Here is a 12503-nt window from a genome sequence, read left to right as displayed (position 1 = left end):
GGCGATGATCTCGGCAATGATGGCCGCCTATTCGCCACGATCCTGTCAGGCCATGCTGTTTATTCCGCTTCCCTTCGCCGTTGCCCTTCTGCTGATTGTCCTCTTCGTTACCGTCCTCCGGCGCGACGAGGAGGCGGTGCCGAACCGGCCGTTTCTGGCGCTCATCCTGCTCGCGGCACTGCAATCCGTGCTCTCCGGCCTGCGTTGGGGCTATGGAGTCCAGGCCATCGGGTTGGTCGCACCCGTGATTGCGGCGATGGTGCCGCCGCTTGCCTATGCCGGGGTTTCCCGGCTGGTGAAGACCAGCCGGCGGCCGCTGCCGGCGCGGGTCGCCCTGCATGCAGTGCCCGCCGCCCTTATCCTGCTTCTGACGGCCGTCTGGCGGGAGGCGATCGACATCGCGCTGGTGCTGATCTTCGTCGGTTATGCGCTGGCTATCCTGCTTCTGATGCGCCCGGGCGCCGATGCACTGCGGCTGGCACCCTTCGAAGGGGCGGTGCCGGCCTACCGGGCAATCATTTTTACCGCCGCCGCCCTGTGTCTCTCGGCCGCGATCGATACCTTCGTCTTCCTCGACCTCACCTCGGCACATAGCGCGCGGGCGCTGATGCTGATCAGTATCGGAAATCTCGCCGTCCTCGTCATCCTCGGCATCGCGGCGGCGGCTGCCAGCCGAAGCCGGGCGCCGGCCGAGATGGTGGAGGCGGCGCCGCGGCCGGAGACGAGCGAGGACAAGGAGACGATCGCCGCCGTCGACGCGCTGATGGAGGCCCGAAAACTCTATCGCGACGCCAATCTCAATCTCGATCGGCTGGCCCGCAAGACCGGCATTCCGGCCCGCCAGATCTCGGCGGCAATCAACCGGGCGATGGACAAGAACGTCTCGCAATATGTCAATGACTACAGGATCGGCGAAGCCTGCCGGCTGCTTGCCGCTACCCAGCAATCGGTGACCGAAGTCATGTTCGAGGTCGGCTTCCAGACGAAGTCCAACTTCAACCGCGAATTCCGGCGGGTGACGGATATGACGCCGCTGGCATGGCGGCAGAAGAAGGGGGCTTAGCCACCCGCCCTCATCCTTCGAGGCTCCGGCGTAGATCTTTGCCTGAGAGCCGCGACCTCTCTTCCGTCATTCCTGTGACATCCCTTGGGCAAAGCCCCGAGTGCAAAGGAATGATGGAGGGTAGGTTACGTCATCGCAGAACTTTCTGTCAGCACGCTGGGAAATCCCACGTACACAATCGCGATCGAGGACTCCCTGGATCGTGTTCAAGGTCGCGAATCCTGTTGGGTCGGCGATGTTTGCCGTCATGAACACGACATCAGAACATGACCGAAACCTTGCCGCCAAGCTGAGATCGCTTTCGATCGAGCCCGCGGCCTTCAAGACGGAGCCGCCGGAGCCCCATGCCCGGCGGCGCATGATCCCCGGCGCAATGCTCGGCCTTGCGGCGACGGTATCGCTGGCGGTGGTGCTCTATGGACCTGAGATGCTGGGGCGCATCGAGACCGCGCTTGCCGGGTTTTCGGGCAACGACCTTGCGATATCCGCTTATGGAGTGGAGGCGCCAGCCAAGGGCGGTGCCGCGGTCGAGGGAGTGCGTTTCCCGGCCGACGATGGCGTGAAGAGCACGGTGGCATCGACCCGGGAAATCACCGGCTCCGGTTATGTCGTTGCGCCCGATATCGCCACTGTCTTTTCGAAATATGAAGGCCGGATCGTCGCGGTCGAGGTGGAGGCGGGCGATAGGGTGGCGGCGGGTCAGGTGCTGGTGCGGCTCGACGATGCCGGCGCGCGCTTTTCGCTTCGGGGCGCGGAGAAATCGGGGCGGGCGGCGGTGTTGGCGGTTGATGCGAGGAATATCGAGCTTGCCCAGGCGCGGTCCTCGCTTGTGCGCACCGAACGGCTGGCCGGGCGCGAGGCCATGTCGGCGCAGGCGCTGGAGCAGGCGAAAACGGCTTTTGACACGGCCGAGAATGCCGCCCTGCAGGCTCGACAGGATGTCGAGAAGGCCGAGCTTGATATCGACAAGGCGCGCGAACAGGTGGAGGCGTTGACCGTGCGGGCGCCGATCTCCGGCACAGTCACGTGGCTTGCCGCGCATGTCGGCGACACGGTGCTGTCGCGCGAGGACAGCGTGCGGGAGGATGAAAGCCTGCTCATCATCACCGATACGACCAGCCTGGTCATCGATGCCGATGTGGCCGAGGCCAATATCGCGCTGATGCGGGCCGGCCTATCAGGCGAGGCGGTGCTCGACAGCTTTCCCGGCCAGCCCTTTGCGGTCGAGGTGTCGAAGATCGCGCCTGTCATTTCGCGGGAGAAGGGGACGGTGACGCTTCGTCTGTCGCTATCTCAGCCGCCTTCGGGCTTGCGGCCCTTCATGGCGGCGCGCATCCGGCTGCTGGTGGGTGAGGGGAGCACTGGTGCTCATCACCCGCCCACGTCCTTCGAGGCTCCGGCCGTTGGCCTGCGCACCTCAGGATGAGGGCTGACTGGTGTGCCGTGTTGTGGGGAGGCTGGTTGATGAGCCACGCGGCCGCAGCTTCGGTGCGGCAAGCCGCGGACCTCTCTCCGACCTCATCCTGAGGTGCCACGCAGGGGCCTCGAAGGACGAGGGCGGCCTCCGGCGGCCGGATTTCAACCACCCATCAATAAACCACCAAGGAGCAAAGCAATGACCGACACTCAAGACCCCTATATCGCGCTTGCCGGCGTCAGGAAGGCGTTCAGGATCGGGGCGGAAACGATACCGATCTTCTCGGGGCTCGACCTTGCCATTCCGCGCGGCGATTTCGTTGCGGTCATGGGGCCGTCGGGTTCGGGGAAGTCGACGCTGCTGAATATGCTGGGTGGCATCGACAGCGCTGATGCCGGCGAGATCCGGATCGGGCGCAGCCATCTCGAGCAAATGGGTGAAGGGGCGAGGGCCGCCTGGCGAGCGCACAGCATGGGCATCGTCTTCCAGTTCTACCATTTGTTGCCGATGCTGAATGCGGCGGAGAATATCGAGCTGCCGCTGCTGTTGAAGCGGCTCGGGGGCAAGGAGCGGCGGGCGCGTGTCGATACGGTGATGGATCTGGTCGGGCTTGCCGGGCGGCAGCGGCAGTTTCCGTCGAGCATGTCGGGCGGGCAGCAGCAGCGCGTCGGCATTGCGCGGGCCATCGTCGCCGATCCCGACCTCATTCTCTGCGACGAGCCGACCGGCGATCTCGACCGGAAATCGGCCAATGATATTCTGGAGATACTGGGCTTCCTCAATCGCGAACTTCGGAAGACCATCATCATGGTCACGCACGATCCCGAGGCTGCCGCCTTTGCCCGGCGCACGCTCACTCTCAACAAGGGCGAATTCGTCGAGGGGGAAGGCCGATGACCTTCTTCCTGCTGATGCGGCGCAATGCCTGGCGCAAGCGGCTGCGGGCGATTCTGCTGATGTTATCGGTCGGCATCGCCTTCCTGATTTACGGACTGACGGCGAGTTTCGTCAGCGGCAGCCAGGGGGCGGCCGGCGCCAGCGACGACCTGCTCGGCGTGTTCAACAAAGCGGGCCGGGGGCTGCCGCTGCCGATTGCCTATCTCAACCGCATTGCGGCTGAGGGCGATGTCGCGGCCGTCGCCTATACCGCGCGCATGCGCGGCTTCGTCGAGGTCGACAAGAATGTTGTGGCCGTCAGCGCGGTCGATCCGAGGGCGATTGCCGCCGCCAATGGCGCCGAACTCGGGCTGACACCTGAGCTGATCGCAGCGCTGGAAGAAGGCGGCGACCGGGTGCTCGTCGGCAGGGCGCTGGCTGAGGCGCAGGGCTGGTCGGTCGGCCAGCGCATCGGCCTCACCAGCCAGCTCCTGAAGGCCGACGGCAGCCGGAATTGGAGCTTCACCATCGCGGGCATCTTCGAGGGGGCCGATGCCGGCACCGACACCTATTTCATGCTCGCCCGCTACGACATGATCAACTCAGCCCGCGCGCGGGACAGGGATACGGTCGACGTCTTCGTGGTGCGCCCGCGCGATGGTGTCGCCTCGGGCGTGCTGGCGGCGCGCATCGACGCGCTGTTTGCCAATTCCGCGGCTGAGACCAGGACGCAATCGGAAAAACAGTTCCTCGAAGCCTTTCTCCGGCAGTTCGCCGATGTCGGGCTGATCGTCAGCCTCGTCGTCGGCGCCGCCTTCGTGACGATCCTGATGATATCGGTCAACACCATGCTCTTTGCCGTCAGGGAGCGCCGCTTCGAACTCGGCGTGATGAAGGTGCTCGGCTTTTCCCGCGGGCGGATCGTGACGCTCATTCTCGGCGAGACGCTGTTCATCTTCGCCGTCGGCGGGGCGGGCGGGCTCATTCTCGCCAAGCTCGCGACGCTCTCGATCGGGCCGGAATTCGGCCTCGTCTTCAGCGGCGCAGTGCTGATGAAATCCGTCGCGATCATTGCGGCTCTCGGCCTGCTGACCGGGCTACTGCCGGCCGTGAACGCCATGCGCCCGGCGATCGTCAACGCCTTCAAAACGAGATAAGCCAATGTCATCAGCGCTTAAGCAGACTTTTCTCATGATCAGAGTCAATCTCGGCAGCCTGCCGCGGCGGCTGGCGATTTCGCTGTCGATGGTGCTATCGGTCGCCCTCGTGGTGGCGGTGCTGTCTGGCTTTCTGGCGATGGCACGCGGTTTCGAGGCCGCCCTTGCCGGCGCCGGTTCGCCGGATATCGCCGTCATCCTCGGCGGCGGAACCAACCAGGAAACCGGCTCCGACGTGCCGGCAGATGCGATCCGCAGCCTTGCCGCGATCAGCGGCGATACCGGGATTGCGCGCGATGGCGCCGGCGGGTTGGCATTGTCGCGTGAGATCATCGTGCCGATCGATGTGAGGGGGAGCGACGGTGCCGAGCAGACGCTGTCGCTGCGCGGCATGGATCCTGCGGGGCCCAATCTGCGCGGCCGCGCCCGGCTTTCGCAGGGGCGGCTGTTTGCATCCGGCGCGAGGGAGATCGTCGTCGGCGCCCGCATCGCAGACGCTTTCCCGGGCTTTGCCGTCGGCCAGAGGGTGCGGTTCGGCGCCGTCGACTGGACCGTTGCCGGCCATTTCACCGCCGGCGGCAGCGCCTTCGAATCCGAGATCTGGGCGCATCTAGACGCGGTGCAATCGGCCTTCGGCCGCCAGGGGCAGGTGCAGAGCCTGCGTGTGCGGCTTGCCGGCGGCGACCCTGCAAGAGCGCTGGCGGCGCTGCGCGAGCGGCTGTCCGATATATCGGGCACGCCGCTCACAGCCATCCCCGAGGCCGATCTCTATGCGGCGCAGGCCGAGCGCACCGAGAACCTGATCCGCCTGTTCGGTTGGCCGATCGCGCTGCTGATGGCGATCGGCGCGACGGCGGGTGCCTTGAACACGATGATGAGCTCGGTCTCCGACCGCGCGACCGAGATCGCCACGCTGCGCCTGCTCGGCTTTTCCCGCATGCCGGCCTTCGCCGCCACCTGGGTCGAGGCGGTGCTGCTGTCGGCGGCGGGGGCGGCAGTTGGCGTCATCGCCTCACGGCTTGCCTTTAACGGCTGGCAGGCGAGCACGATGGGCGCCAACAATACGAAGATGGTCTTCCAACTCGATGTCACCCCCGATGTGATTTTGACCGCGGGTTTGCTCGGACTGGCGGTCGGCGTGATCGGCGGGGCGTTGCCTGCGCTGGCGGCGACGCGGCTGCCGCTGAGGGCGGCATTGCGGGCGAGCGGGTGAGAGGGGCCTACACGGCACATCTTTCATAGCTTGGCTTTGATGAGCGCAAGCGAAGAGCAGAATCACCAGCCGTACAGCTTTAACGTGAGGTATGTTCCTTCAAAATCCCTCGATTTATTCGCCTCGAAGTCGCTGCTTTCTCGGGCCAAGTTGCAGCTTTCCCGCAGCGCCGCCCTCGCCTGTGGAAGAACGACCGCAAACCGGCCCGTTGCCGCATTGATAACATTTTATCGCCTTTTTGCCGTGGCGGGTTGCCCCCCGCCGCATTCGGACGGCCGGTCCCGGTCGATTCCAGTGGCGATGTAGCGATCCGACGAACAGGGCAACATTGGTGATATGACAATCTACTATGTGAACTCAGCGACTGGCTCCGACCGCAACGGCGGGACGGACCAGAAATCGGCTTTTGCGACTTTGTTCAAAGTGGAATCCTTGGGGCTGAAACCGGGCGACAGCGTGCTTCTTGCCAAGGGAAGCGTGTTCAACGAGCAGTTGGATATCAAACATTCCGGCAGCGAGAGTGCGCCGATCAAGATCGGCAGTTATGGGACGGGGGCCGCACCCGTCATCCACAGCGGCGGCGATGGCATTCACAGTCTTTATGCCTCGAACATCGTCATCGAGAACCTCAAGATATCGAACACCGGCGGTGCGGCCATTTATGGCGGCGATGTCACCAACTGGACGGTCCGCAATGTCGAGATCGCCAAGTCCGGAATGTCGGAAAACGCCGGTGCCGTCACCTTCAGGAACAGCAAGAATGTCACGGTCGAAGACAGCAAGATATCCGATGTCAAAGGCGACGGCTTCTGGATCGAAAAGGTCGCCGGCGTCAAACTTCTCAACAATACCGTCACCGGCGCGAATGGCTCGACGGCAGATGCCGTGCAGATCAACGACGGCAGCAATGTTCTGATCAAGGGCAATCATCTCGACCAGAGCCATGCCGATAGCCCGAAGGGCGTGATCGCGTTGGTGCGGGCGACCGATGCAGTGGTCGAGCACAACGTTCTGAGCGGCGGCGGCTTCGGCATCAGCGCGCCCGGGGGCAAGAACGTCGCCATCCGCGACAACGACATATCGGGATATCACGGTTACAGCTGGTCCTTCGCCGTCGGCCTCGGCGATCAGGGCAACGTGCGGGATTACGACATATCGGGCAACCATATTCACGACGGCGCCTGGGGCGTGGCCGTCAGCGGCGCCACCGGCAGCAACTATACCCTCACGAATATCAAGGTCCACGACAACGTCTTCGACGACCTCACCCAGGCGGCGCTGAAGGTCGACAGGCCGGCATCCGGCTCCTTCACTAACAATACCATCGAGACCGGCGTCAGGGCCACCAGCATATCGCCCGCCATCGTCGACGCGCACACCTTTTCCGTCAGTAACAACCACACGGTTGCAAATGTCGAGACGACGCTTGCAAGCACCGAGACCAAGGCTGCCGCAACGACGGAGGCGGCCGTGGATTCAGCGGTTGTCGCCGTCCATGACAACTTGAAGATCCTGAACGATGCGGATGCTGCCCATCACGGCAATCTCCTCGAAAACGACAGCTCGGACAATGATACCCTGGTGCTTCGCCGCTTCGGGAACGAAACCGTCGGCAAACACGGCCTGACGCTGACCGGGGACTATGGTTCCATCCACGTGGACAGGGAAGGAAACTATGCCTACACGCTCGACGACACGAAGCTCCCCGACCATGGCGACCATAATGGATACGTAAGCGAGTCCTTCAAGTACGGGATCGACGATGGAACCTCGCATCATAGCGATGCGGACACGCTGACCGTCTTCATCCATGCGGATGGCGTGCTGAGCTAAGGGGGAAGCCTGGAGCGACGCAGAGCGCGGCTTCCCAATGCTCTCCGTTGGGCGAGTGCTGGAGCACTCGCCCAACTTGACTGTGCCTCGAAAAGAGACGTTCCAAGTGGGCGGCATCTTCATGCGCCCCGTTCGCATCGACCTGCGTCGCGGAACGGTACAGTCAGTATAGTTCATTCACCTTTCGGTGGATGTTTCATTGCTTATCTTCCCGTAAGTTGCGATCATTGATGTGTACCAACGTCGGCGCCTTCCCTGACGCGGGCAGGCTCGCGGGCCTGCCAGCCGCCGCCTTGGTAATAGGGCCTTTCGATATGGCCTGTATTCGCCGCCTCCAAAAGATCCATCGCAGCCAACCCCCAACAGCTGCGAAATCATCAGAAAAATGGCGATATGACAGTTTACTATGTGAATTCAGCGACAGGATCCAACAGCAACGCCGGAACGAGCGAGGCTTCGCCTTTTGCGACGTTTTGGGCGGTAGAAAATTTGAAGCTGCAGCCCGGCGACAGCGTGCTGCTTGCCGCCGGAAGCGTGTTCAACGATCAGCTAGACCTCAAATATTCGGGCACTGTCGGCGCCCCGATCACGATCGGCAGCTATGGGGTCGGCGACGCCCCCGTCATCCATAGCCCCGGCGACGGCATTCACAGCCTTTACGCCTCGAACATCGTCATCGAGAATATCAAGATTTCGGACACATCGGGTGCGGCCATCTATGGCGGCTATGTTTCGAATTGGACGATCAACAATGTCGAGATCGATCACACCGGATTGTCCAAGACCGGTTCCGTCACCTTCCGGACCGGCTCGAACATCACCATCGAAAACAGCACCATCAACGATGTGAACGGCGACGGCATCTGGGTGGAAAAGTTCAATGGGGTCACTCTCCTCAACAATACCATCACCAACGCCCATGGCACCACGGCGGATGCCGTCCAGATAAACGACAGCAGCAACATCCTGATCAGCGGCAATAGTCTCGACCAGACAGGTGCGGTGACGCCCAAGGGCGTATTGACGATCGTGCGGGCGGTGGATGCTGTTATCGAAGGCAATACTATCAGCGGCGGCGGCTTCGGCATTAGCGCGCAAGCCGGAACGAACATTGCCATTCACGACAACGATATCTCGGGCTATGGCGGCTATAGCTGGTCCTATGCCATCGGTCTCGGCGATCAGGGCGACACCAGGGACTACGATATATCAGGCAACTACATCCATGACGGTGTATGGGGCGTTGTGGTCAGCTCAGCAGGAACGACAACCTATGTTCGAGAGGGCATCGATGTCTACGGTAACCTCTTCGATGACCTCACTCAGGCGGCGCTAAAGGTCGACCGGCCGGCATCCGGCTCCTTCCATGACAATTTCATCGCGAGCGACGTCACGCCCTACAGCATCTCCCCGACGATCATCGCCGCAGGCACCTTTCCGGTCAGCGACAATACGACGATCGAAGAGGGCCAGGCCACGCTTGCAAGCGCCAACAGCCTCGTTGCCACGGATGCAAGCGTCAGCCTGATGTCGGACGCCAGCCACTCTTCCCATGACGGACTGAAGCTTGGTTCCGACAAAGCTGCATCAGATAAGCTCGATGCTCACCACAGCAACTCTATCGGGGAAGACAGTGTATCGGAGGGAACCCTGCTGCTTCGCCACTTCGGCAACGCGGCCTTCGAAAAGCACGGGCTGACTCTGGGGAACGGCGATCACGGCGTGACGATAGAGGTCGCGGATTTCGCCGGCCCCGGTGAAAACGGCGGTGGAATTTTCCATCATGAGATCGCGCCTTTGCATCACGCAGAAGCCGACGTGCCCAACTTTTCCATCCTTCAAAATGGCTTGCTGCACTGAGAAAATAGCCAAGCATCGCCGCTACGGCTCCAAGCCGTGGCGACGAAAGCGCTACTGGTCGCCGAGCAGGGTCCTGGTGACGTCGATTTCGATTTCCGCGCAGATGATCTCGTATTCGGTGACGATCGCCAGGTCGGCCGACCTATCCTTGCGCATGCGATCAAGGACGGCGCAGGCTTCACCATAGGCGCCGCACATTTCGTAAAAATCGGGGTCGCTCGCCGCAGCCGCTCTAATCGTTGCCCGCGTCGCGGGAAGCCTCATCATCAACCTCGCCAGCCCTTGCTCGGCGGCATGTCTGGCGGTGGATGCTACGTTTTCATTTCTGACCATGCCATCATCCCTCGCGGCTTCTCTTCTGCTGTTGAGGGTAATACGCAGGAAACCTGCATCTGGTTTCATGGCGGATGCAGGATTCGCCGCGCGCCGGACTAAGAAGAGAGGCCGATCGTGATGGTGGCGGACAGCACGCCGCCGTCGAGCTTCTCGAAATCGAACATGTGATCGGCGGCATCCTCGGGGATAAGGCCGTCCTGTTCATTGCGGGTATCGCGGGGAGGGCGTCCACGATAGTCCGGATGCTCGCCATAAATGATGTCGCTCAGCGTATCGTCGAAATAGATCTGGCTGACCAGAAGCTCCTTGCCGTCGACGAGGATGCGGCAGTGAACATGCGGCGTGCGGCCCTTGTACCATCCGGGATAGACCGTCAGGAAGCTGGCCTGCCCCTCTGCATCCGTCAGCTGGCGCCCGCGAAAGGCCAGCCCGCTGATTGCCTCGGCGTCGCCGAGCGTACACATGTCGGCCGCCTCGCGGCCGGAATAGATGCCACGATGATCGGTATGCCAGATTTCGATGTCGACATTGTCGATCGGCCGGCAATCGGCGGCATGGACGATGCGAACGGCCAGCCGCAGGGGCAGTCCGGCCGTTCCTTCCGCGACGTCCTGACGGGCCGGAATATTGTTGACATGGCAGGGGCCAAGGGTCTGGGCTGATGTCACGACACAATTCGGACGGCTGCGGAACAGCGGCGCAGGCAGCTTTTCCAATGCGACCGACTTTGTGCCGCCGCTTAGAAAATCCGTTCCCTTCCAGTCGAATGTCCTGGCGGCAATAGTGACATGCCGCCGTGGCCAGATCGCCGCCGCAGCCACGGTGGAAGCGACAATGGTCGCACCTGCAAGCACCAGGGTCCGCCTTTTCATGGGTCTTCCTTTCCCGAAGACGCAGCATGTAAGGGGGATGCGCAGGAAACTCCAATTAAATCCAGGCAATGATCGATGGCAGCGAGAGCGCGAGGTCGCCAATCTTGATACCAAAACGGCCAATCCCGCTTTAGCAGCCCTTGTAGGGCGACCGCGTCTTTCCAGATGCGCAAGGTCGCTGTAACTCTTTGCAGCACACATCCGACATTCGTTGCTGAGCCAGGGCAGGGCACATGGAACCAACCCATTTATTCGAGCTCGTTATCGCGATGTTTCTCGCGATCATCGCGCTGCAGTATGCGGCCCATAGGCTCGGGCTGCCGCCGTCGGTGGCGCTGCTGACCGGTGGCGCTTTGCTGGCGTTTGTGCCGGGGCTGCCGGCGATCACTGTCGATCCCGAGCTGGTGCTGGTCATCTTCCTGCCGCCGCTGTTGATGGATGGCGCCTGGTCGATTGCGCTGTCGCGGCTGCGGCGCCATATGATCGGGATCGCCTCGCTTGCCGTCGGCGCGGTATTCTTCACCTGCGCCGTCGTGGCCGTTGTGGTCCATCTTATCTTTCCATCACTTCCCTGGGGCGCCTGCGCCGCACTGGGCGCGATCGTTGCGCCGCCGGACGCGGTGTCGGCGCGCGCCGTGCTAGAGCGCGTCAGGCTGCCACGGCGGCTTCAGATATTGCTGGAAGGCGAGAGCCTGCTTAACGATGCAAGCGGCCTGGTTCTCTTCCGTTTTGCCGTCGCCGCTGCAGCAACCGGAGCCTTCAGCGCGGGGGAGGCGGTCGGCAGCTTCTTCGTGTTGGCGCTGGGCGGCGCCGTCGTCGGCATCGTGGTCGGAGCGGCATGGGTCAAACTCATCCGGCACCTCGGCGACGACTATCTGATCATTGCAGCCACCGTGCTGCTCGGCTGGATTTCCTATCTGCTCGGCGAACTGCTGCATGTTTCCGGCGTCATTGCCACCGTGACCACGGGCCTGATCGCTTCCTGGCACCAGCACACGGTATTTTCAGCGGCGACCCGCATGCGAGGCACGTCGTTCTGGACGGTGATGATCTTCCTGATGGAAGCTGCGGTCTTCACATTGATCGGGCTGTCGCTTCGGGATGTCGTCGAACGTGGCGGCGGCCTTACCACCGTGGTCGCGACGATGGGGCTGCCGATGCTCGCAGTGCTCGTGACACTCGTCGTCGCGCGTTTTGCCTGGGTCTTCGCCTCCGATCTCGTCATCAAGTCATGTGCAGCCCTGGGGTTCACGCGGACCCGGCCGCTCGGAGCCGGCGGTGCGACCGTTCTGAGCTGGGCGGGCGTGCGCGGCGTGGTTACGCTCGCCTTGGCGCTGAGCTTGCCGGAGGGCTTCCCGGGCCGTGACTTCATCCTCGCCACGTCCTTTGCCGTCATTCTCGGGACCGTGCTCGTGCAGGGCACGACATTAGGGCGGGTGATTGCCTGGGCGCGGCTGGCGCCGGAGACGGAAAGAGCGCCCCTGACAATGAGCCAGGCGGAAGCCGCCATGGCACAGGTACAGCTCGGGACCGTGCAAAACCTGGCCTATGACGCAGAGGGAAAGCTCATCCATCCGCAATTGCTGGAGCGCTATCAGCGCAGGGCGACAGCGATCGTCGACTATGCCGAGAGAACCGAGCACTACGTGCCGATGCTCCATGCTCATTTTGACGTCGTTCTCGAAGCGGTTGCGACAGGACGCCGGGAGCTCATTCGTCTCCACCGCGCCGGCGACATCGACGACGAGACGTTGGACGAGCTGGAACGGGATCTTGACCTCGAGGAACTGAGCGCGATCTCGGCCAAGGCCTGACGTTCAGTGTCTTACGCCGCGGAGCCCGCGACGCGCGCCTATCCGCCCACAGGAATTTTTCC

General features: G+C 62.6%; 10 protein-coding genes. 8 read left to right on the top strand and 2 right to left on the bottom strand.

Translation table 11 applies throughout. The features are described 5' to 3' along the window. Positions 1-16: 16 nt before the first annotated feature. The 7 genes from RLEG4DRAFT_RS22200 to RLEG4DRAFT_RS22170 all read left to right on the top strand — a co-directional run bounded on the left by RLEG4DRAFT_RS22200 (position 17) and on the right by RLEG4DRAFT_RS22170 (position 9419). A complete protein-coding gene (locus tag RLEG4DRAFT_RS22200; RefSeq protein ID WP_171898271.1) occupies positions 17-1063 on the top strand; it encodes a helix-turn-helix domain-containing protein in 1047 nt (348 codons plus the stop codon). 202 nt (positions 1064-1265) lie between these two features. Further along, a complete protein-coding gene (locus tag RLEG4DRAFT_RS22195; RefSeq protein WP_003580082.1) occupies positions 1266-2489 on the top strand; it encodes an efflux RND transporter periplasmic adaptor subunit in 1224 nt (407 codons plus the stop codon). 189 nt (positions 2490-2678) lie between these two features. Beyond that, positions 2679-3377 carry an ABC transporter ATP-binding protein gene (locus RLEG4DRAFT_RS22190; RefSeq protein WP_003580080.1) on the top strand — a complete coding sequence of 233 codons (699 nt, stop codon included), beginning with the start codon at positions 2679-2681 and terminating at the stop codon, positions 3375-3377. Beyond that, the gene (locus RLEG4DRAFT_RS22185) at positions 3374-4513 is read left to right on the top strand and encodes an ABC transporter permease (protein ID WP_003580077.1); all 1140 of its coding nucleotides are present in this window, start codon (positions 3374-3376) and stop codon (positions 4511-4513) included. Before RLEG4DRAFT_RS22190 ends, RLEG4DRAFT_RS22185 begins: the two co-directional genes overlap by 4 nt. Positions 4514-4517: 4 nt before the next feature. Continuing rightward, the gene (locus RLEG4DRAFT_RS22180; RefSeq protein ID WP_003580075.1) at positions 4518-5726 is read left to right on the top strand and encodes an ABC transporter permease; all 1209 of its coding nucleotides are present in this window, start codon (positions 4518-4520) and stop codon (positions 5724-5726) included. A gap of 336 nt (positions 5727-6062) precedes the next feature. Then, entirely contained in the window at positions 6063-7559 is a 1497-nt protein-coding gene (locus RLEG4DRAFT_RS22175; protein ID WP_003580073.1) for a right-handed parallel beta-helix repeat-containing protein, read from the top strand. Positions 7560-7952: 393 nt separating this feature from the next. Continuing rightward, positions 7953-9419, top strand: a complete 1467-nt coding sequence (locus RLEG4DRAFT_RS22170) for a right-handed parallel beta-helix repeat-containing protein (protein ID WP_003580069.1) — start codon at positions 7953-7955, stop codon at positions 9417-9419. A 51-nt stretch (positions 9420-9470) separates the two neighbouring features. Here the strand turns inward: RLEG4DRAFT_RS22170 and RLEG4DRAFT_RS22165 are convergent, their stop codons facing one another. Both RLEG4DRAFT_RS22165 and RLEG4DRAFT_RS22160 read right to left on the bottom strand, forming a co-directional pair. Further along, positions 9471-9752, bottom strand: coding sequence for a hypothetical protein (locus RLEG4DRAFT_RS22165; protein WP_003580067.1), 282 nt, complete (start codon positions 9750-9752; stop codon positions 9471-9473). A 98-nt stretch (positions 9753-9850) separates the two neighbouring features. Then, positions 9851-10627 carry a protocatechuate 3,4-dioxygenase gene (locus RLEG4DRAFT_RS22160; protein ID WP_003580066.1) on the bottom strand — a complete coding sequence of 259 codons (777 nt, stop codon included), beginning with the start codon at positions 10625-10627 and terminating at the stop codon, positions 9851-9853. A 233-nt stretch (positions 10628-10860) separates the two neighbouring features. Here RLEG4DRAFT_RS22160 and RLEG4DRAFT_RS22155 point away from each other — a divergent pair, with 233 nt between their 5' ends. Continuing rightward, complete coding sequence (locus RLEG4DRAFT_RS22155) at positions 10861-12441, top strand: Na+/H+ antiporter (protein ID WP_003580065.1); 1581 nt, start codon at positions 10861-10863, stop codon at positions 12439-12441. The last annotated feature ends 62 nt before the right edge of the window (positions 12442-12503 follow it).

It is taken from the genome of Rhizobium leguminosarum bv. trifolii WSM2297, assembly GCF_000271845.1.
The sequence above is the reverse complement of the archived record's forward strand: the minus strand, read 5'-3'. Positions and strand labels throughout refer to the sequence as shown.

What these genes read in the sequence shown, in the direction of transcription:
- RLEG4DRAFT_RS22165 (WP_003580067.1), bottom strand. Translation starts at nt 9,752, where the DNA reads ATGGTCAGAAATGAAAACGTAGCATCCACCGCCAGACATGCCGCCGAG.
- RLEG4DRAFT_RS22155 (WP_003580065.1), top strand. Translation starts at nt 10,861, where the DNA reads ATGGAACCAACCCATTTATTCGAGCTCGTTATCGCGATGTTTCTCGCG.
- RLEG4DRAFT_RS22200 (WP_171898271.1), top strand. Translation starts at nt 17, where the DNA reads ATGATGGCCGCCTATTCGCCACGATCCTGTCAGGCCATGCTGTTTATT.
- RLEG4DRAFT_RS22180 (WP_003580075.1), top strand. Translation starts at nt 4,518, where the DNA reads ATGTCATCAGCGCTTAAGCAGACTTTTCTCATGATCAGAGTCAATCTC.
- RLEG4DRAFT_RS22160 (WP_003580066.1), bottom strand. Translation starts at nt 10,627, where the DNA reads ATGAAAAGGCGGACCCTGGTGCTTGCAGGTGCGACCATTGTCGCTTCC.
- RLEG4DRAFT_RS22190 (WP_003580080.1), top strand. Translation starts at nt 2,679, where the DNA reads ATGACCGACACTCAAGACCCCTATATCGCGCTTGCCGGCGTCAGGAAG.
- RLEG4DRAFT_RS22175 (WP_003580073.1), top strand. Translation starts at nt 6,063, where the DNA reads ATGACAATCTACTATGTGAACTCAGCGACTGGCTCCGACCGCAACGGC.
- RLEG4DRAFT_RS22185 (WP_003580077.1), top strand. Translation starts at nt 3,374, where the DNA reads ATGACCTTCTTCCTGCTGATGCGGCGCAATGCCTGGCGCAAGCGGCTG.
- RLEG4DRAFT_RS22170 (WP_003580069.1), top strand. Translation starts at nt 7,953, where the DNA reads ATGACAGTTTACTATGTGAATTCAGCGACAGGATCCAACAGCAACGCC.